The organism is Bradyrhizobium sp. USDA 4473, from assembly GCF_054063335.1.
Genome location: NZ_JBSSGE010000001.1, coordinates 2573800 through 2590759, shown reverse-complemented (window position 1 = coordinate 2590759; position 16960 = coordinate 2573800). Strand labels below are relative to the sequence as shown.

General features: G+C 64.2%; 18 protein-coding genes. 6 read left to right on the top strand and 12 right to left on the bottom strand.

The features are described 5' to 3' along the window. Positions 1-107 precede the first annotated feature (107 nt). The 5 genes from ACVW17_RS12095 to ACVW17_RS12075 form a co-directional block, all read right to left on the bottom strand. Positions 108-500 (bottom strand): hypothetical protein, encoded by a 393-nt coding sequence (locus tag ACVW17_RS12095; RefSeq protein WP_456752095.1) that lies wholly within the window; start codon positions 498-500, stop codon positions 108-110. A 654-nt stretch (positions 501-1154) separates the two neighbouring features. Beyond that, positions 1155-1331 carry a hypothetical protein gene (locus tag ACVW17_RS12090; protein ID WP_456752094.1) on the bottom strand — a complete coding sequence of 59 codons (177 nt, stop codon included), beginning with the start codon at positions 1329-1331 and terminating at the stop codon, positions 1155-1157. 104 nt (positions 1332-1435) lie between these two features. Next, positions 1436-2362 carry a DMT family transporter gene (locus ACVW17_RS12085; protein ID WP_456752093.1) on the bottom strand — a complete coding sequence of 309 codons (927 nt, stop codon included), beginning with the start codon at positions 2360-2362 and terminating at the stop codon, positions 1436-1438. A gap of 37 nt (positions 2363-2399) precedes the next feature. After that, on the bottom strand, positions 2400-3080 hold the full coding sequence (locus tag ACVW17_RS12080; RefSeq protein WP_456752092.1) for a transglutaminase-like domain-containing protein: 681 nt from the start codon (positions 3078-3080) through the stop codon (positions 2400-2402). Between the two features lie 131 nt (positions 3081-3211). Next, positions 3212-3433, bottom strand: coding sequence for a hypothetical protein (locus ACVW17_RS12075; RefSeq protein WP_456752091.1), 222 nt, complete (start codon positions 3431-3433; stop codon positions 3212-3214). Between the two features lie 167 nt (positions 3434-3600). Between ACVW17_RS12075 and ACVW17_RS12070 the strand changes: the two genes are divergently transcribed. After that, complete coding sequence (locus ACVW17_RS12070; protein WP_456797152.1) at positions 3601-3855, top strand: hypothetical protein; 255 nt, start codon at positions 3601-3603, stop codon at positions 3853-3855. A gap of 450 nt (positions 3856-4305) precedes the next feature. Here ACVW17_RS12070 and ACVW17_RS12065 read toward each other — a convergent pair whose 3' ends face one another. Both ACVW17_RS12065 and ACVW17_RS12060 read right to left on the bottom strand, forming a co-directional pair. Beyond that, positions 4306-4428, bottom strand: a complete 123-nt coding sequence (locus ACVW17_RS12065; protein ID WP_456752089.1) for a hypothetical protein — start codon at positions 4426-4428, stop codon at positions 4306-4308. Between the two features lie 37 nt (positions 4429-4465). Further along, on the bottom strand, positions 4466-4642 hold the full coding sequence (locus ACVW17_RS12060; RefSeq protein ID WP_456752088.1) for a hypothetical protein: 177 nt from the start codon (positions 4640-4642) through the stop codon (positions 4466-4468). 177 nt (positions 4643-4819) lie between these two features. Here ACVW17_RS12060 and ACVW17_RS12055 point away from each other — a divergent pair, with 177 nt between their 5' ends. Beyond that, a complete protein-coding gene (locus ACVW17_RS12055; RefSeq protein ID WP_456752087.1) occupies positions 4820-5092 on the top strand; it encodes a hypothetical protein in 273 nt (90 codons plus the stop codon). 25 nt (positions 5093-5117) lie between these two features. On the opposite strand, the gene ACVW17_RS12050 is transcribed toward ACVW17_RS12055, so the two are convergent. The 3 genes from ACVW17_RS12050 to ACVW17_RS12040 form a co-directional block, all read right to left on the bottom strand. Then, entirely contained in the window at positions 5118-5363 is a 246-nt protein-coding gene (locus ACVW17_RS12050) for a hypothetical protein (RefSeq protein WP_456752086.1), read from the bottom strand. A 145-nt stretch (positions 5364-5508) separates the two neighbouring features. Next, positions 5509-9612 (bottom strand): ATP-binding protein, encoded by a 4104-nt coding sequence (locus ACVW17_RS12045; RefSeq protein ID WP_456798942.1) that lies wholly within the window; start codon positions 9610-9612, stop codon positions 5509-5511. Positions 9613-9763: 151 nt separating this feature from the next. Then, positions 9764-10576 (bottom strand): response regulator, encoded by an 813-nt coding sequence (locus tag ACVW17_RS12040; RefSeq protein ID WP_212012335.1) that lies wholly within the window; start codon positions 10574-10576, stop codon positions 9764-9766. Positions 10577-10860: 284 nt separating this feature from the next. Between ACVW17_RS12040 and ACVW17_RS12035 the strand changes: the two genes are divergently transcribed. Together ACVW17_RS12035 and ACVW17_RS12030 are read left to right on the top strand one after the other, a co-directional pair. Then, positions 10861-11064, top strand: a complete 204-nt coding sequence (locus tag ACVW17_RS12035; protein ID WP_456752085.1) for a NepR family anti-sigma factor — start codon at positions 10861-10863, stop codon at positions 11062-11064. Continuing rightward, positions 11064-11612 (top strand): sigma-70 family RNA polymerase sigma factor, encoded by a 549-nt coding sequence (locus ACVW17_RS12030; protein ID WP_016847265.1) that lies wholly within the window; start codon positions 11064-11066, stop codon positions 11610-11612. Before ACVW17_RS12035 ends, ACVW17_RS12030 begins: the two co-directional genes overlap by 1 nt. A 378-nt stretch (positions 11613-11990) precedes the next feature. Here ACVW17_RS12030 and ACVW17_RS12025 read toward each other — a convergent pair whose 3' ends face one another. Then, entirely contained in the window at positions 11991-14894 is a 2904-nt protein-coding gene (locus ACVW17_RS12025) for an EAL domain-containing protein (RefSeq protein WP_456797151.1), read from the bottom strand. Between the two features lie 212 nt (positions 14895-15106). On the opposite strand from ACVW17_RS12025, the gene ACVW17_RS12020 reads away from it, so the two are divergent. Continuing rightward, a complete protein-coding gene (locus ACVW17_RS12020) occupies positions 15107-15472 on the top strand; it encodes a methylamine utilization protein (RefSeq protein WP_456752083.1) in 366 nt (121 codons plus the stop codon). Between the two features lie 7 nt (positions 15473-15479). Here the strand turns inward: ACVW17_RS12020 and ACVW17_RS12015 are convergent, their stop codons facing one another. Further along, a complete protein-coding gene (locus ACVW17_RS12015; protein ID WP_456752082.1) occupies positions 15480-16463 on the bottom strand; it encodes a hypothetical protein in 984 nt (327 codons plus the stop codon). Between the two features lie 310 nt (positions 16464-16773). On the opposite strand from ACVW17_RS12015, the gene ACVW17_RS12010 reads away from it, so the two are divergent. Next, a complete protein-coding gene (locus ACVW17_RS12010; protein WP_456752081.1) occupies positions 16774-16935 on the top strand; it encodes a hypothetical protein in 162 nt (53 codons plus the stop codon). Positions 16936-16960: the final 25 nt, after the last annotated feature.

Here is a 16960-nt window from a genome sequence, read left to right as displayed (position 1 = left end):
CGAACCGCGAGCCCCGGAACCCACTAGGCCACACGTCTCATGGTGAAATGGATCACGGGCTCGCGCCAAGTGGCGCGCCCCGGAATGACGTCAGGAGAATGCCCTGCTCAGGTCACGCAGCGGCCGGGCTGCAGCAGCTTGGCCACTTCGGTCAGGACGCTGACCACGGGCTCACAGGCCACCTTGCGAGTATCGCCGGGTCGAGCCCGGGCGGGCGCTGCGGGATGATTGCGGGCCTCTTCCCGCGCCACGGGGACGCGGACTAGGACCGACGTGTCGGGCAGCCGATCGAGTTTCAGAGCGACGGTCCGGCTCGGCAAGGCGACCGCCGGAACCACGGCACGATCGGCCTTGGCGGCACGGTTGACGGCAAGCTCGGGCGCCAATGCGGTCGTAACCTGCTGGCCGCCAATGAGATCGTGGCCGGATGCCAGCTGGACCGCGCCAAGCGTCAAGCCAACCGCCAACGCAGCGAAAATTCCCTTTTGCTTCTTTGACATGGTGGTGTCCCTCGCCCCATGGAAATTCCCGTTGGCGATCCTGGACACAACGCGAACGAAACCTGTGGGGTTCTCGCGTGCGGCCATCACTTAACCGTGTACGAAATATTTTTACCGGCACGGAACGAGTCCGGGGGCCTGCGAGTCATTGCAACAGCCGGTTATTCCCCCTGCCCCATTGACCGGCGACGTAGGGCGCGACCGTGGTGATGCCGGTCGCGCCCTGCTCTTTTTCAGCAGTGCTTTGCGCGGGCTGCCGCGGGCGATGCGTCAGCCGGGCTGTCGCGTAGCTGGCGCACGGGAAATCACGCGAAGCAGCAGCCCGCTCGAGAGGAGCGCCTGCGTCAGGCATCGTCGCTTGTCGGGGCGTCCTGGGATCGCACAACTGTCACCTCGCGACATGACGGACAGCGACCGACGTGAAACTTGATTCCGGTCGTCTGGTCGTCAACGAGCATCAGTTCGCTCAAGGGCTCGCCGCATTTGCAAGTGACGGTTTTCTTATCGGCAAAATACATCAGACGTCCTCCATAAGCCTGGAGATCTCATCTCGTCATCGGGGTGAGCCTGCCCGCCGTGCTCGCCCGCTCGCATCCGCTCCTTCTCGGTTTGTCAGGTCCAGGCAATCCGGACGATGGCCATGGCTCCCGGCGCTTATTTCGCGGCGGGCTTGCGGGACTCGGCTGCTTCGCGCGCCTGCCGCTCGGCCTTGAGGCGTTGGAAATTGTCGTAGAACGCCTTCTCGTTGGCGCGATGCTCCTTCATCGCCTGCGACGCGTCTTGCTGACGCTGCGCATCACGGTCCTTGCGCTGCTGGGGAGTCAAATTCATACGACACTCCGATAAAGTATTGAATCGCCGATGAATTCAACGCACGAGCTGACAAGAGGTTGCATCGGGAGCGAGGCTTCCGGCAGCGGGCAAGCTTGCCCGGCCTATTTGCGCAGGCTGGCCCAGACGCCGCCGAGGATCAAAAGACCGCCGATCAGATGGATCAGCTTCGGCGGCTCGCCGAGGATCAGCCAGGACAGCAAGGCGCTCGCGATCGGCGCGACATAGAGCACCAGCGACGTCCGCACCGAACCGAACCGTGCCCCGAGCCAGGCGAAGCCGGCATAGGCGGCGAGACCCGGCACCAGGCCGGCGAAGACATAGGCCTCGAATGCCCGGGCGTTGAACACCGCCGCCGGTGTCGCCCACATCTCCTGCAGCGCCGGCGGCAGCGAGCACAGCGCGCCGGCCGCCGAGAACAGGCTGACCCGCGCCAGCAGCGAGGCGCGCGGCGCGACGCGCGATTGCACCAGCGTGTAGCCGGACCAGCCGAGCATCGCGCCCACCACCAGGAGATCGCCCCAGGCCGCGCTCGACTGCGTCAGCGTTTCCAGATGGCCGCCGGAGACGATCAGCAGCGCGCCGGCGAGCGCCAGCGCCGTGCCGAGCCATTGCAGCGGACCGATATGCTCGATGCCGAGCGCCGCCGAGATCAGCAGCACCATGATCGGCGACAGCGCGAAGATCAGCGCGATGTGGATCGCAGTCGTCGTGATGCCGGCGATGTAGACCGGGCCGCCGCACAGGAACATGCCGAGGAAGCCGGCGGCGAGGATCGGCCAGAAATTCGGCGCCAGCGGGATCTTGCCGTCGCGGATCGCCGCGATCGCAAACGGCGCCAGGCCGATGGCGATGATGCTCCAGCGGAAGAAGGCCAGCGAGAACGGCGGCACCGAGCCGGCAAGGCCGCGCGCCAGCACTTGGTTCGACGCCTGGCCGACGGCGACCAGGATGAAGCCGGTCAGCGCGACCGTGTCCTCCCAGCCCGTCGCCGGGCGGCTGACCTGCGCCTTCGGCCGCTCCGCATCCATGACACCGCCCCCTCAAGCCGGTGCGCCGCGGCGTGCGCTACTGCTCCGCCGCTTCCCGCTCCATGTCGCGGCCGGCCATGTCCTCGCCCTGCATGTTGGCATATTCGCGCGCCATCTCGCGCATCAGGAATTTGGCGGGGACGTCGTGATAGGTGCCGTGGTCGTTGACATACTGCATGTAGGCGCGGCCTTCGCCGTCGAAGGGATGCAGCAGCGCATCCGCATGGCCGTCGAAATCGAGCGGCGCAACACCGAGCTTGGCACACAGCGTGTCGTTGAAGGTCGGGGTCGCCTTGCGCCAGGCGCCGTCGACGAACACTTCGGTGAAGCCGTGCCAGGTGAACAGGTCCGAGCCCATGCTCTGGCGCAGCTTCTCGGTGGTGAGGTGATTGCGGACGTCGGCGAAGCCGACCCGGGCCGGGATGCCGTGCACGCGGCAGGCCGCCGCATAGAGCGCCGCCTTGCCGACGCAATAGCCGTTGCCGGCGGCGAGCACGCTGGAGGCGCGATAACTCTCCGGCGAGCGCATGCTGACATAGGGGTTATAGCGGATGCCGTCGCGGACCGCGGTGTAGAGCCGGCTCGCAATCTCGCGCGCGCTGGCGCCGGGTGGAACGGCGGCGCGGGCGAACGCCTCGACGGCGGGATGGTCGCTGTCGATATACTCGCCGGGGTCGGTGTAGAGGCGGCTGATCGTGTCAGGGAGATGCTCGGTCATGCCGCAAGCTTAGCAAGCAACGGGACCAGATCAATGCAGCTCGTACAACCCTTGTCGCAGCCCTGCCCCGCCGGCTTGAGGTTTACGCGTTTTCTTGACGCGAACCGGTGCCACTTCGCGTGAAAGCGCGTCTAGTTCTTGAAGCGTTCGTCCAACTGCGGCGGCCGGTAGCTGCGCCGCTTCGCCTTGAAATATTCGCGTGCGAAATGGATGCCGATCCCGATCAGGAACGGCGGGGCAAGCGCGGCAGCGATCATCAGCGCGGTGATCGACTTCGGCGTCAGGATGTCCAGCACCATCGACGCCAGCAGCCACAGCGTGGCAGCAATCACTGCGACGTCGACATGCTTCATTCCCCGGTCTTTCCCTGGTCTCTAGCCACCATCCGGGTTCCATCCTACCGACTGGTCCCGCGCGCGCCAAGGATTCCGGCGGCAAACGATACCTGTGGCCCTTCACTTTTTGGAACGGCGCTCGCGCAGCCCACGTTGATCCGCAGCAACCAGATGCGGAGACTACGATGGGGAACTCCAGTGACATCCACAGCGGCGTCGACCATCCCGCCAGTCGGAACGGCGTCAACGACCGGGTCGGCGGGGTGGACGTGAAGCGGACATTCGATGACAACCAGACGCCGCACGAACGCGCGCAATGGGCCGCCGATGTGCGTGCCGACGCCTCGCCCCGGAGCGAGGAAGCATTCCTTCCCGAAGCGCTGCGGCGGCCGCCGACCGCACCGCTCAACCCGCGCACCGGCCGCCGTCCCACAGACTAGAGCCTTTCCCGCTCCGATGGAATAGGAGCGGGCTCCGTGACCCGTTTGCTTCACGCGAACCGGTATCGGCTTCGCTCGAAATGCTCCAGCCGGAGCGTCGCAGGGGGCGAATCCAAAATACCGCAAAACAACCCCATGCAAAGGAGCCGGCGGCGGCAAGGGTTGACGGCCAGCGGCCGGCCGTGGGTCCTTTGAGACGCGGCCAAAAGGCCGCTCCTGAGGACGACGGTTGAACATTAGGTCGCGAACGCCGGGCCAGCCGCAGGCCGCCGAACAGCGCGAGGATCGAGAGCGTGACGAAGGCGCGATGTAGGCGCCGGCCGGCCATAGCTCACCCCGCTGCATCAGCACGACCGCAGTCGGGCGAGAAGGTGGAGAAGGCGCGTCAGGGCGACGGAAGGTGGGCGGAGCGGCGGGAGCAAGGTGGCGCGCCACCGCTCCGGTGTTGGCTCATGCGGTCGTCGACAGCATCGCGTTGAGCTCGACCGCTGTCTTCAGCTGTTCGATGCGTGCCATGATCTGCTCGCGCTCGACGCCACGCGGCAGCTGCGCGAGTTGGGTCTCAAGCCGCACCCGATGCTCCTCAAGCCGCTGCTCGAAGGTGTGGGGCTCAGACCGTTTCCGCCTTCGAATCGTTCTCTCCATCGTCCACCTCAGGTGGTTGCAGACCGGGACTATTGGCCCAGCGGTCCAGTTCATCGATGACGCGCGCGTGGCTCGGGCGCCGCGGTTCCGGAGCGCTCGGCTCCTCGGATAGCTTGCGGGGCAGCTTGACGTGGTTAGTCATGGCATCTCTCCCGCGATGTAACGAAAGAGGTGGCCTGACGTTCCTTTATTTTTTGATAACTAATTGATTTTGCTTTATTATTTTACTCATTCGGCGTTTTTGTCTCAAGTATTGGAACTCGCGGAGAGTTTGCTGGTTTAGCGAGTTACTCAACTCGCTAAGTCTGGGTAATTAACGATGAACGAACTGCGGGCCGAGCGATTGCAAGTCATGCTATCGCCAGAGGAACTGGCTGCCCTCGACGATTTCCGATTCAAGCACCGCATGCCGACGCGGGCCGCGGCGGTTCGCGAGCTGCTGAAGCTCGGCATGGCTGGCGGCGGGACCGATGGGGCCGCTGGAGTAAAATCCAGCGAATACGGGGTGTTCGATCGGGGGCCCGACGGGCACACCCCAGTCGACGCGCAAGGCACGACGCCGCAACAAGACGCTGCGCCGCAAGAGGATTGATGGCGCATTGACCTGGCAAGCCTATTCAGCCGGAGACAAAGAGGTCCACGACGGCCTTCAGGAGACAGACCACGAGCGCCGACGTGAACATCGCTGTGCCAAGATCCGCGAGATAGAGCAGCTGCGCCTTCTGCTCCGCATCGAGCCGCGCGATCGCTTTGCGCATGGCCAAGCTCCCTTTTCGGGAGAACGCGTCTCGCGAACCTCCGTTCCTGCGGCCATCGCACAGGCGCCGCACCGCCAGGGCCATGCCGCCGAGCTTCAGCGCCATCGCGCCGATCTCAGAGCTTGTCGGCGGCATCCGCCGGGTGAAGCAAATCGAGATTGCAGGCTGCACGGCCGCGAAAGCTCGAGGCCGAGCGCGATGCCGGTCCGCGCGACAAGGACGTAGATTCGAGCGAGCACCGGATCACCCGCTAGAATCCGTCCAAGACCTCGCGGACCTTGGTCGCCAATTCGTCGATCGAAAACGGCTTCGGCAGCAGATTGGTGCCGGGATCGAGGATGCCATTGTGAACGATGGCGTTGCGGGTGTAGCCGGTGGTGTAGAGTACCCTGAGGCCCGGAATGCGCTCGCGCGCTCGTACGGCAAGATCGTGGCCCGACATGCTGGGCATGACCACATCCGTGAACAGCAACGCCACCGATAGGCCGCCATCGAGGAGTTGCAGGGCGTCGTGGGGATTGGCAGCACTGACCACGGTGTAGCCGAGCTCCCGGAGCGCCTCGACCGAAACGCCACGCACGCGATCCTCATCCTCGACCACCAGGATGACCTCGCTCGTCTGCCCGCGGTATGAGGCGATCGCCGCACGCCTGATAGGGTCCGGATCTGCTTCGCCACGGTACCGCGGCAGATAGATCTTGACGGTCGTACCGACCCCAATCTCCGAATAGATCTTCACATGGCCGCCGGACTGGCGCACGAAGCCATAGACTTGGCTGAGGCCGAGGCCAGTACCTTTGCCGACCCCTTTGGTGGTGAAGAAGGGATCGAACGCCTTGGCAATGACCCCTTCGGCCATGCCGCTGCCGTTGTCCGCCACAGCGATCATGACGTATTGACCGGATGGAATCGAATATGCCCTCGCCGCGACCTCGTCGACATAGCAGTTGGCGGTTTCGAGCGTGAGCTTGCCGCCACCCGGCATAGCATCGCGGGCGTTGACGCATAGGTTGAGGACGGCGTTTTCGAGCTGGCCGGAATCGGCGCGCACGCGCCACAGGCCCGCGGCCAGCACGGTTTCAAGCCCGATGGTCTCGCCAAGCGTCCGCGCCAGCAACTCGGCCATGCCCGATATCATCTTGTTGACGTCAAGCGTAACCGGCGCAAGCGGTTGCTGACGCGAGAAGGCAAGCAGGCGTTGGGTGAGGCCCGCGGCGCGCTGTGCGCCATCAACGGCGGCCGCGACGAAACGCTCGACGTCGTTTTCGCCCTTCGCAAGCTTGCGCTGGATCAGATTGAGGCCGGCGATGATCACCGCCAGCATGTTATTGAAGTCGTGAGCGATGCCGCCCGTCAACTGGCCGACGGCCTCCATCTTCTGGATCTGTCGCAGCTGCTCCTCGGCCTTGGTCCGTTCCTGGACTTCCTCCACAACCCTTTGCTCCAGAGTCATGTTGAGGGCCTGCAACGCGGCCTCGGCGCGGCGCCGCTCGGCGACCTCACGCTCGGCGGCTTGAAACAGCCGCGCGGTGTCGATCGCGGTCGCCGCCTGCGCGGCGATACCGGCGATCAGTCGCTCTGCTCGCTCGCCGAAGACGCCCGGCTCGGGGTGGCCGAAGAACAGGCCACCCAGCACCTGGCCGGAGCGCGACACAACCGGTGCCGCCAGATAGCTGCGCACCGGCAGATGCCCTTTCGGCATCCCGTAGTGCGGATCGTTCTTGCCGTAGCGGGGATCTTTCAGGATGTCGTCAGACCGCACGATCGCATCGCCATTGAAGGTCGGTGCGAACACCGCGGTGTTGCGCGGCATCGGGAATCGCGAGAACGCCTCGCGCGGCGCGCCCGATAGGGTGTAGAGCATGTAGCTCTCGCCCTTGTCGTTGATTACGTTGTAGAAGAACGAACCGAAGGATGCGCCGGTCAACTCGGTCGCCGCATCGGTGACGATCTGGACAGCGCGATCGAGATTGAGTTCGCCTGCAACCGCACTGCCGACCTTGTTCAAGAGCTCGAGGACATGCGCCTCCTCTTCAAGCCGTGTCGCACGCTCCGACCGCGAGGCAGATAGTTCGAGATTCGCGGCGACGCGCGCAAGCAGCTCCCTCGCGCTAAACGGCTTGACGAGATAATCGTCGGCGCCGATCTGCAGGCCCTCGACCTTCGCCTCCTCACCGGCGCGTGCCGAAAGGAAGATGACCGGCAGGCCTTTCAGGTCCCGATCGGAGCGCAGCGCGTTAAGGAGGCTGATGCCATCCAGGCGCGGCATCATAATGTCGCTCAGGACGAGATCGGGCCGCTGCCGCCAAGCCGCCTCCAGCGCAGCCTGCCCATCTTCGACCGCCTCGACGTCGTAGAGCGGAGCGAGCAGGCGGCGCACGTATTCGCGCATGTCCGAATTGTCGTCAGCGAGCAGGATGCGTTGCCGCCGTCCGGCAATCGCTGACGCTGCAAAACCGAGATCCTCCGATGACGAGGGATCGGGTCGATCGTCGGGATCACCGCCGTCCAGCCATCCCATTGCCTCATCGAGATAGGCCTGTGCACGAACACTGCTCGAAGCGACCGCGTTGCCCGCACTGATCTGCTCGGCCGGAAGATGTCCGCTTCCGAACGGAAGCGCGATGGTGAAGGTGGTCCCGCGATCGATCTCGCTGTCGACGCGGATCTGCCCACCATGCTGCTTCACCAGTTCGCGTACCAGCGCAAGGCCGATACCGCTTCCTTCGAAGGAGCGGCCGCGCGCCCCCTCGACGCGCTGAAACCGATCGAATATGTGCGGCAGCGCCGACGCAGGAATGCCGGTCCCCGTGTCACCCACGACGATCTCGGCCGCAGTACCGTCGGGCGAGGCCTTGATGGAGACCGCGATCTCTCCATCGAATGTGAACTTGAATGCGTTCGAGAGCAGGTTGAGGACGATCTTTTCCCACATGTCGCGGTCGACATAGACGGGCTCAGGCAGCGGCTCGGTCTCGATCACGAGACCCAAACCGGCCTTCTCGGCAGTCGAACGAAAACTCGAGGCGAGGTCGGACGTCAGCGCAACAAGGTCGACCGGCTCGTATGTGGCGGTAATCCGGCCCGCCTCGATACGCGCGAAATCCAGCAGCGTGTTGACCAGCTTCAGCAGGCGCTGACCGTTGCGGTGTGCGATGTCAAGCAGCGAACGCTGCTCTTGCGGTAGATGCTTGTCCGCCTTGCTCATCAGTTCTTCGAGCGGACTCAGCATCAAGGTCAGCGGCGTGCGGAATTCGTGGCTGACATTGGAGAAGAAGGTCGTCTTGGCGCGATCGATCTCGGCCAGTGCCTCGGCGCGGCGGCGTTCCTCCTCGTAGGCCTGGGCATTGTTGATTGCGGCGGCGATCTGCGCCGATACCAGCCCGAGGAAGCTCGTGTAGCGTTCGTCATAGAGGCGGAATGGATTGAGGCCGGCAATCAGGAGGCCGGCGACCGCATCACCGGCGGCAAGCACCGGCAGGACGACAGCCTGCTCCGGCGCCTGCCGCCAGCCGCCGGATGGAAAATCGAGACCGAACAGACCTTTCAGGTTCCGCACCAGCACGCCGTCACGGCCCGTCTGCGCCTCGGCGACCGGCCACGGCTCGCTGCCGTCAAGCGAGAGCTGCGGCTTCACCCCGCTATGATGCCGATCGATGCCGCTGGTCGCCGCCAGGCGCGCCACCTGCTCCTGCGGGTCGATCAAATAGATCATCGCAAAGGGCAGATCCCGGGGATCGGTCGCAAGCGCGGCGGCGCTGCGTTCGCAGGTCTCCTCGACGCTCCGCGCCTCGGCCGCGCGGCTGGCAAGCTCGCGCAGGAGCGAGAGCTGGCGCTCGCTGATGACGCGCTGCGTATCGTCGGTATTGGCGCAGAAGATTCCGGCGGGCACGCCGTCGGCATCGGGAATCGGGCTGTAGGAGAACGTGTAGTAGGTCTCTTCCGGAAACCCATTGCGCTCCATGATCAGCAGCTGGGCCTCGACATAAGTGCCTTCACTCCCTCCCATGGGCTTGTTTAGAAGCGGAGCAATGTCATCCCAGATCTCGCGCCAGACCACGCGCGTCGGCTGTCCCAGTGCCCAGGGATGCTTACCGCCGATGATCGACTTGTAGGGATCGTTGTAGAGGAACGTCAGATCGTCACCCCACCCGATCCAGATCGGCTGCTGCGAGGTGAGCATGATGCGCACGGCAGTCTTCAGGCTCTCCGGCCAGCTCTCGGGCGGACCTAACGAAGTACTCGCCCAATCCAAATTCTTGATGAGTGCCGCAAGCTCGCTGCGGCCGATGAAGAGACGCTCGGTGAGTTCATCACCAGCAGCTATCGGGGTTTGCAATATCGACACAATCAGCCCGCCAGGCCCAAACAATAAGGAGCAAACTCGTGTCGATGATCTCTGTTCCGCAACAGGTAGACGCACCCGTCGGGTTGAACGACCCAAACAAAAAACCGGCGTACCTTTCGGTACGCCGGTCGCATTTGCCCTCTTGCGTAAACTCAGTTCATGCCGACGCCGCGCGCGGCGTGCGGTTGCGCGAGTTGCGCTGGAAGAACAGCGCCTGGCTCGCCACCGCCGACACCATCGCCGGCTGGAACGGCTTCGAGATCAGGAACGCCGGCTCCGGCCGCTCGCCGGTCAGGAAGCGCTCCGGATAGGCGGTGATGAACACCACCGGCACCTCGAAGGTCCGCAGCAGCTCGTTCACGGCATCGAGGCCCGACGAGCCGTCGGCGAGCTGGATGTCGGCGAGGATCAGGCCGGGCTTCTTGTTCTTGGCGAGCGCCACCGCATCGGAATGCGTGCGCGCGACGCCGATCACGTTGTGGCCGAGATTCTTCACCAGGCTCTCGAGGTCCATGGCGATGAAGGTCTCGTCCTCGATGATCAGGACGTCGGTGGCGATCTCGGCGGCCATCTCACGGCCGGCGGCATCGGTCAGCTTGCGCGTCTCGGCGATATCGGTGCCGAGGATGTAGCCGACCTCCTCCTCCGAAAAGCCTTCCAGCGACAGCAGCAGGAAGGCCTGCCGCGGCAGCGGCGTGATGTTGGAGAGCCGGCGCTCGGGCGGCAGCGACAGCGTCGCCACGTCTTCGTTGTCGTTGTTGTTCACCGACACCGAATTCCAGATCTGGGTGAACAGCCGAAACAGGCCGGCGCGGGGGCCATGCGTCTGGTCCAGCAATGAGCCATCCTGCAACAAGGCCTCGAGCATGGCCCCGACATAGGCGTCCCCCGACGCCTGGTTTCCGGTCAGCGCGCGAGCGTAACGGCGCAACAACGGAAGGTGCTCGGCAACGATCTGCGATCGGGACATTCCCACTCCATCCTTGTTCGTGAGGCCTACCGGCCTGAAACCCGTTGTCTGGGGACGACAGTATCCAGTTTTACAGAATCCAGCTCCGGGGGACCCCGTCTCCCCTGCCTGGCCGATTACGCGCGAAAGCCGGAAAAGTTCCACGAAATAGTTCCAGCCTTCCGGAACTTTATGCGCAACTTCGCATTAGCTCCTGACCGACGAGGTAACGCGGCCAGCCTCTTTTTTCGAGGAAACGACTTGAAAATCAGAGACTTAACTCCCGGGGAAGCGTGGATCAGATCATGAAGGAAGTAAAGAAGCAGGGCGGTCTCAACGCCGAGATTCAATCGAGAATCGGCCACCAGCTTCGCGCCATGTACGACGACGTGGTGCGGCAAGGGGTGCCCGACCGCTTTGCGGATCTGATCCGCAAACTCGACGGACCCGAGGCCGCCGCGGCGGCCGTGGCCGGGGGCGATACCGACAAGAACAATGGAGGGGACTAATGCCTCTCACAAATGAACTCCGCGACGACATCCTAGCGTCGGTGCCGAGCTTGCGCGCCTTCGCGATCTCGCTGTCCGGCAATGGCGACCGCGCCGACGATCTCGTACAGGAGACCCTGCTGCGTGCGATCGCCAATATCGACTCGTTCCAGCCTGGCTCGAACCTGCCCGCGTGGCTGTTCACTATCCTGCGCAACCTGTTTCGCTCCGATTACCGGAAGCGGCGGCGCGAGGTGGAGGACGCCGAGGGTAACTATGCCAAGACGCTGAAGAGCCAGCCGTCGCAGGCCGCGCATCTGGAGTTCGAGGAATTCCGGGCGGCGCTCGAAAAGCTGCCGCAGGACCAGCGCGAAGCGTTGATCCTGGTCGGCGCTTCCGGCTTCTCCTACGAGGATGCCGCGGCGATCTGCGGTTGCGCGGTCGGCACCATCAAGAGCCGCGTCAACCGTGCGCGATCGAAGCTCTCCGCGCTGCTCTATGTCGACAGTGCCGAGGATTTCGGCCCCGACAACACCGTGCGCGCCGTGATCGGCGGCAATGGCGGCTAAGCGAGACGCGCGATCAGTCAACGAAAAGGCGGCCCCGATCGGGCCGCCTTTTTGATTGAGAGCAGATCACGTCGACGCGATCGCCGGGCGCGCCGTCTTCGCGCAGTTAGTCTGTGCGTCACAGACGCTTTTTCCGCGGATCTGTGACGACTACAGCCGTCATTGCGAGCGAAGCGAAGCAATCCATCTACCCGCAAATGCGGCTGGATGGATTTCTTGGTCGCGATCGTCCCTCGCAATGACGACGGGGAGAACCGTGACGCAGTCAGATTAGAGCATGACGAGAGATTGATCTGCAGCGGCGTCGAAACTTCACCTCCCCTCGGGAGAGGTGAACCGACAGCGCGCCAAGCCGGGTCAACCCAATCTCGTCGCGCTTCAGCTCGCCATCGCCTTCTCGACCGCAGCCGGCTTGAAGCCGTTTCTCAATTCGAGGATCTTGGCCGCGATTTCGGTCACCGGGACCGGATGACTGAACAGGAAGCCCTGCGCCTCGTTGCAGCCCTCGGCCCGCATGTGATCGAGCTGCTCGACGGTCTCGATGCCCTCGGCGATCGTGGTCATGCCAAGGCTTCTGCCGAGGCTGATGACGGCGCGGACGATCGATTTCGATCCATGTGTCGCGGTCGCGTCGCGCACGAACGACTTGTCGATCTTGAGCTTGTCGAACGGGAAACTTCGCAGATAGCTCAGCGAGGAATAGCCGGTACCGAAGTCGTCGAGCGCGATGCGCAGCCCCTGCGCCTTCAGCTTGTGCAGCGTCGCCAGCGTCTCGTTGCTGTTCGCGAGGAAGACGGATTCGGTGATTTCGAGCTCCAGCCGGCGCGCCGACAGTTTCGACGCCGCGAGCGCGTTGACGACGACGTCGATGAAGTCGGGATCGCGGAACTGGACCGCGGAGACATTGACCGCGAGCTTCATCTCGCCGGGCCAGGTGACGGCCTGCTCGCAGGCCCGGTTGAGCACCCATTCGCCCAGCGGGCCGATCAGGCCGATCTCTTCCGCAATCGGGATGAACTGGTCCGGCGGCACCAGCCCGCGCTTGGGATGATGCCAGCGCAGCAGCGCCTCGAAGCCGCAGATGCGGTCGAGATGGAGATCGTACAGCGGCTGGTAGAACAACGAGAACTCGTCCTTGGACATCGCCTCGCGAAGGTCGAGCTCGATCGCCCGGCGCCGTTGCAGGCTGGCGTCCATCGCAGGCTCGAAGAAACGCCAGGTGCCCCGCCCTTCCATCTTGGCGCGGTACAGAGCGACGTCGGCGTTCTTCAACAGCTTCTCGCCGGTAGCGCCGTCGCCCGGCGACATCGAGATGCCGACGCTACATCCGACCACGACGCGATGCCCGTTCAGCTCGTACGGCGCGCCGACGCATTCCACGACGCGGCGGGCGAGGCGTTCGGCCTCGTCTCCGCTCTGGACGCCGCACTGGATCACCGCGAACTCGTCGCCGCCCAGACGTGCGACGGTGTCGACCTCACGGACGCAGGCATTGAGCCGATCCGCGACCGCGCACAGCAATTCGTCGCCGACCGGATGCCCGAGCGTATCGTTGACCTGCTTGAAATTGTCGAGGTCGAGGCAGAACACCGCAAAACCAAGTCCGCGGCCGACCTGGGCGACCGCGAGCTCGATCCGTTCGGCCAGCAGGGTCCGGTTCGGCAGCTTGGTCAAGGCATCGTGCCGGGCCATGAACGCGATCTGCGACTCGGCGCGCTGCTGCTCGGTGACGTCCTCGCAGGTGACGAGCCAGCCGCCATCGGTTGTCGGCCGTTGCGCGATGGCAATGATCCGCCCGTCGCTGAGATGCTGCAGATAGTTGCCGTCGTGCTGGGCCATCGACCGCTCGCGCTCGGCGAGCAGGTCGGCGACGGTCCGGTCGCCATGATTGCCGGCGGCGATGCTCAGCTCGAGCACGTCATCCATGGTCATTCCGGGAACGACGAGCTCCGGCGAAATATCGAAGATTTCGCAGAACCGGCGGTTGGCGACCTGCAGCCGCGCCTCGCTGTTGTAGAGGCACAGGCCCTGCGACATGTGGGTGAGCGCCGCATCGAGCCGCAGATTGGTCTCATGCAGCTCCGCCTTCTGCTGCTTCAGCGCGGAGATGTCGCTGTAGACCAGGACGACGCCGCCCTCCTGGGTCTCGCTGCGGCTGACGCGCAGCCAGCGTCCGTCCGACAGCCGGGCTTCGCTGGCAAAGCCGTCGACATCGCCATCGGCCGGCGCCAGCCGTGGCGCTTCGACCGACTGCAAGAGCTGCGGCGAGAGGCGGATGAACTCGCTGGCGCGCGAATTGGCCAGCGCAATCTGGCCGTCGGCATCGAGCAGCACGACGCCTTCGCGCGACGTCTCGAGCGCATCCGACAACCGCGCCTGCGCCGAGCGGCGTTGCGAGACTTCCTGATCGACCATCCGGCGGATGTTGTCGCGCATCGTTTCCATGGCGGTCAGCAGCGTGCCCAATTCGTCGGTGCCGCCCTTGGGGACGGTCGCATCGAGGTCGCCGGCGGCGATGCTGCGCGCGGCCCGGGAGGCGATGGCGACGGGGCCGATGATCCGGCGCGCCAGCAGCCATGAGAACAGCGCCGACAGGAACAGCGCGACGGTCAGCCCGGCGACATTGAGCTGCAGGTCGCGCTTGATCGTCGAGAGCGCCTTTTGCCGGAAGAGAAAGCCGTCGCCGGCGGTATAATTGACCAAGAGCTCGACCTGCTGGCTGACGATCTTGGAGTAGCGATCGAGGTCGCCGACCGTGGTACCCGGTCCATGCGGATCGGCCGCCGGCTGTCCGTCGGCCGACGACCCGACTGCCCGGCGATGCAGCGCCATCCAGGCGTCGGCGGCCTCCTGGACCTTGGCGGCGGCTTGCGCGGCCCGCGCGGACTGCGAGCGATCGGCTGCGATCGTCAAATCCTCCGAGAGGGTCTTGGCGAGCGTTTCAATCTGGCCGTCCAGGCTGGCGCGGACCTCCGGATCCGTGGTCAGCAGGCCCTGCGACGAGGCGACCCGCATCGAGGCGAAGTCTGCACCGGCGGCGCGGGCGTAATTGATCGACATCAGGGATTCGTCGAACGTCTTCGCCACCAGATCGCCGGCGTGACGGATGCCGAGGATGGAGTATCCGCCGAGCGCGACCGCAACCGCACTCATCGCAAGGCAAAAAATCAGGATCTGGGTCCGGATCGAACCCTTGGTCAGGGCAAGACGCGAGAGCCGCCCGGTTGCGAACCGGAAGGCCGCAGCGCTCTTCACTTTGAGATTGCCCAATAGGCTATCCATGCCCGCGTTTCGCCGTGTGCTCGATACTCAAGCTACGCAGAAACGCGCAGCGCTGCGGAAAAATGACTGTCTGCTCAAAATTGCTTTAGTAGTGACTGCAACTCATGCTGAAATCGTTAAGATCGGCTGGCGATAATCGGCCTTGCAGGTAATCCGGGACGCACCAATTGCAGCCCAGAGTAGCCGGTATTGGAGTTCCAAACGGGGGTCTCATGCAGTCAGGCTTGTCGCGCGCCCTGCGCCTCGGCCAGATCGGCGGCGTGCCGATGGTGGTCGCGATCGTCACGGGGGCGCTTGCCGGAGCCGCTTTGGGGGCGGCTCCCCAGGTCATTTCGCAGAAGGATCGTGAATTCAAGCCCGCGGAGATCTCGATCAAGCGCGGCGAGGCTTTACGGTTCATTAACGATGACGGCGAGCTGCTCCATCACGCTTATTTGAGCACCGATGCCTTCAGTTTCGACTCCGGCGACCAGCAGCCCGGCAGCAAGTTCGACGTCGCCTTCACGGTGCCCGGCGACTACACCGTGCTGTGCGGCATCCATCCGAAGATGAAGCTCGCCGTCCACGTCGCCAAATAGCTGTGGTCTACAAGACCGACGTCTTGAACAGCGCGGCGTGGCCGAAATAGTAGACGAATAATGTCAGCGACAGCGCGGCACAGAGCGCGACCGGGGCAAGCCACGGCGCGCGGCGATCGCGCGGCAACACCTTGTTGTCGGCGGCAATCGCAATCAGCACGGCGATGATCGCCGAGTGTCCGATCGTGTCGATCTTGCCGAACTCGAAGCACGCGCTGATGAACATTCCCGTCAGCACGGCGGCAGCGCAGCGGCGGATCAACGGCGTCCAGATCAGGGCAAAGGCGAGCGTGAACTCCACCATGCCCGCGGCGCGCATATAGAACTCATTGTCGAAGCCCAACGTCATCGAGGCGTGCTCGATCAGGAGCGGGAAGCTCCATTCCGGATAAGCCCATTTCTCGATCGAGGCCCACATCAAGGTCACCGCCGCGGCGTACCGCATCACGTCGATCGGCCGGATCCCGAACAGATCCTTGTTCAGTCCGATCAGCGCAAAATAGGCGGCAACGCCGAGAAAAATCGGGTAGTCGGCGAGATGAAAAATGCCGTAGCCGCGGACGCCGATCCCGAACAGGATCACCATGCCGACGGCCGACAGCGGCAGCGTGCGCCGCGACAGCATCCCGGCGGCGATCGCAAGTTGCAATGCGCCCACATACGGCGACGTCGTCTTCAACTCGGGCGTCAGCAGGATCCCGCCCACAGCCCAGATCGAGATGAAGAAGAACGCGGCCACCGCGCGCATCATCAGCTCGGTGCGCAGCCGCAGCGGCTCGGTGATGCGGTCGAGCACCCGGATCGTCGCATCACCCAGCGACGTCGGCTCGATCAGGCAGCCTGCGAACAGCCAGAACACGGCGACGCCGAGCAGCAGTTCAAAATCGAGGCAAAGGACGTTCTCGAGTCCGCGGGGCTGGCCGGCGACATCGTAAGCGCAGAACCATTTGACATGTGCCTCGGCACTGCGCGCGGCTACGACGCAAAACAAAACCGCTGCAAGGCACGTGGCGAAAAATGAGCGTACAGCCGAGCCGGCATCGCGCTCCCGCCCACTAAACATTGAACCAACCGCCCGCACACACTTTAAGGACTTGTTCAACTTATATCAAATTTTACGGTTACGCCCGTCTGCAACAGCTCTCGGTTGCATTGTGGTTAATCGTGGCGCGCGCGCCCCAGCCTGTCCTCGAGTGCCGCTTTTCCGGCCGGTTCCATCGAATTTTAGGCAATTCCGGCACGGGCGCTCAATTCAACTGTCGTAGTGAAATCCGGACAAATCGGATCGGGAGGCCGGTTAGATGTTCGGAGTGCTGAGTGCCGTCAGTATCGGGGTGGGGTCCGCCCTCGCCTATGTGACGAAATCGTCCCTGTCGCGGACGGAAACCCTCGAGACCTGCGCGGGCGCCTGCCTGATCGTCGGGCTTGGCCTCCTGGGCGCCGCGCTGCCGCACCTCGCCTGACGAGTCTCGTTCGCCGGCCTTGTGA

What these genes read in the sequence shown, in the direction of transcription:
- ACVW17_RS12080 (WP_456752092.1), bottom strand. Translation starts at nt 3,080, where the DNA reads ATGACCGAGCATCTCCCTGACACGATCAGCCGCCTCTACACCGACCCC.
- ACVW17_RS12040 (WP_212012335.1), bottom strand. Translation starts at nt 10,576, where the DNA reads ATGTCCCGATCGCAGATCGTTGCCGAGCACCTTCCGTTGTTGCGCCGT.
- ACVW17_RS12050 (WP_456752086.1), bottom strand. Translation starts at nt 5,363, where the DNA reads ATGGCGCTGAAGCTCGGCGGCATGGCCCTGGCGGTGCGGCGCCTGTGC.
- ACVW17_RS12075 (WP_456752091.1), bottom strand. Translation starts at nt 3,433, where the DNA reads ATGAAGCATGTCGACGTCGCAGTGATTGCTGCCACGCTGTGGCTGCTG.
- ACVW17_RS12025 (WP_456797151.1), bottom strand. Translation starts at nt 14,894, where the DNA reads ATGGATAGCCTATTGGGCAATCTCAAAGTGAAGAGCGCTGCGGCCTTC.
- ACVW17_RS12095 (WP_456752095.1), bottom strand. Translation starts at nt 500, where the DNA reads ATGTCAAAGAAGCAAAAGGGAATTTTCGCTGCGTTGGCGGTTGGCTTG.
- ACVW17_RS12090 (WP_456752094.1), bottom strand. Translation starts at nt 1,331, where the DNA reads ATGAATTTGACTCCCCAGCAGCGCAAGGACCGTGATGCGCAGCGTCAG.
- ACVW17_RS12035 (WP_456752085.1), top strand. Translation starts at nt 10,861, where the DNA reads ATGAAGGAAGTAAAGAAGCAGGGCGGTCTCAACGCCGAGATTCAATCG.
- ACVW17_RS12060 (WP_456752088.1), bottom strand. Translation starts at nt 4,642, where the DNA reads ATGACTAACCACGTCAAGCTGCCCCGCAAGCTATCCGAGGAGCCGAGC.
- ACVW17_RS12020 (WP_456752083.1), top strand. Translation starts at nt 15,107, where the DNA reads ATGCAGTCAGGCTTGTCGCGCGCCCTGCGCCTCGGCCAGATCGGCGGC.
- ACVW17_RS12070 (WP_456797152.1), top strand. Translation starts at nt 3,601, where the DNA reads ATGGGGAACTCCAGTGACATCCACAGCGGCGTCGACCATCCCGCCAGT.
- ACVW17_RS12085 (WP_456752093.1), bottom strand. Translation starts at nt 2,362, where the DNA reads ATGGATGCGGAGCGGCCGAAGGCGCAGGTCAGCCGCCCGGCGACGGGC.
- ACVW17_RS12055 (WP_456752087.1), top strand. Translation starts at nt 4,820, where the DNA reads ATGAACGAACTGCGGGCCGAGCGATTGCAAGTCATGCTATCGCCAGAG.
- ACVW17_RS12030 (WP_016847265.1), top strand. Translation starts at nt 11,064, where the DNA reads ATGCCTCTCACAAATGAACTCCGCGACGACATCCTAGCGTCGGTGCCG.
- ACVW17_RS12010 (WP_456752081.1), top strand. Translation starts at nt 16,774, where the DNA reads ATGTTCGGAGTGCTGAGTGCCGTCAGTATCGGGGTGGGGTCCGCCCTC.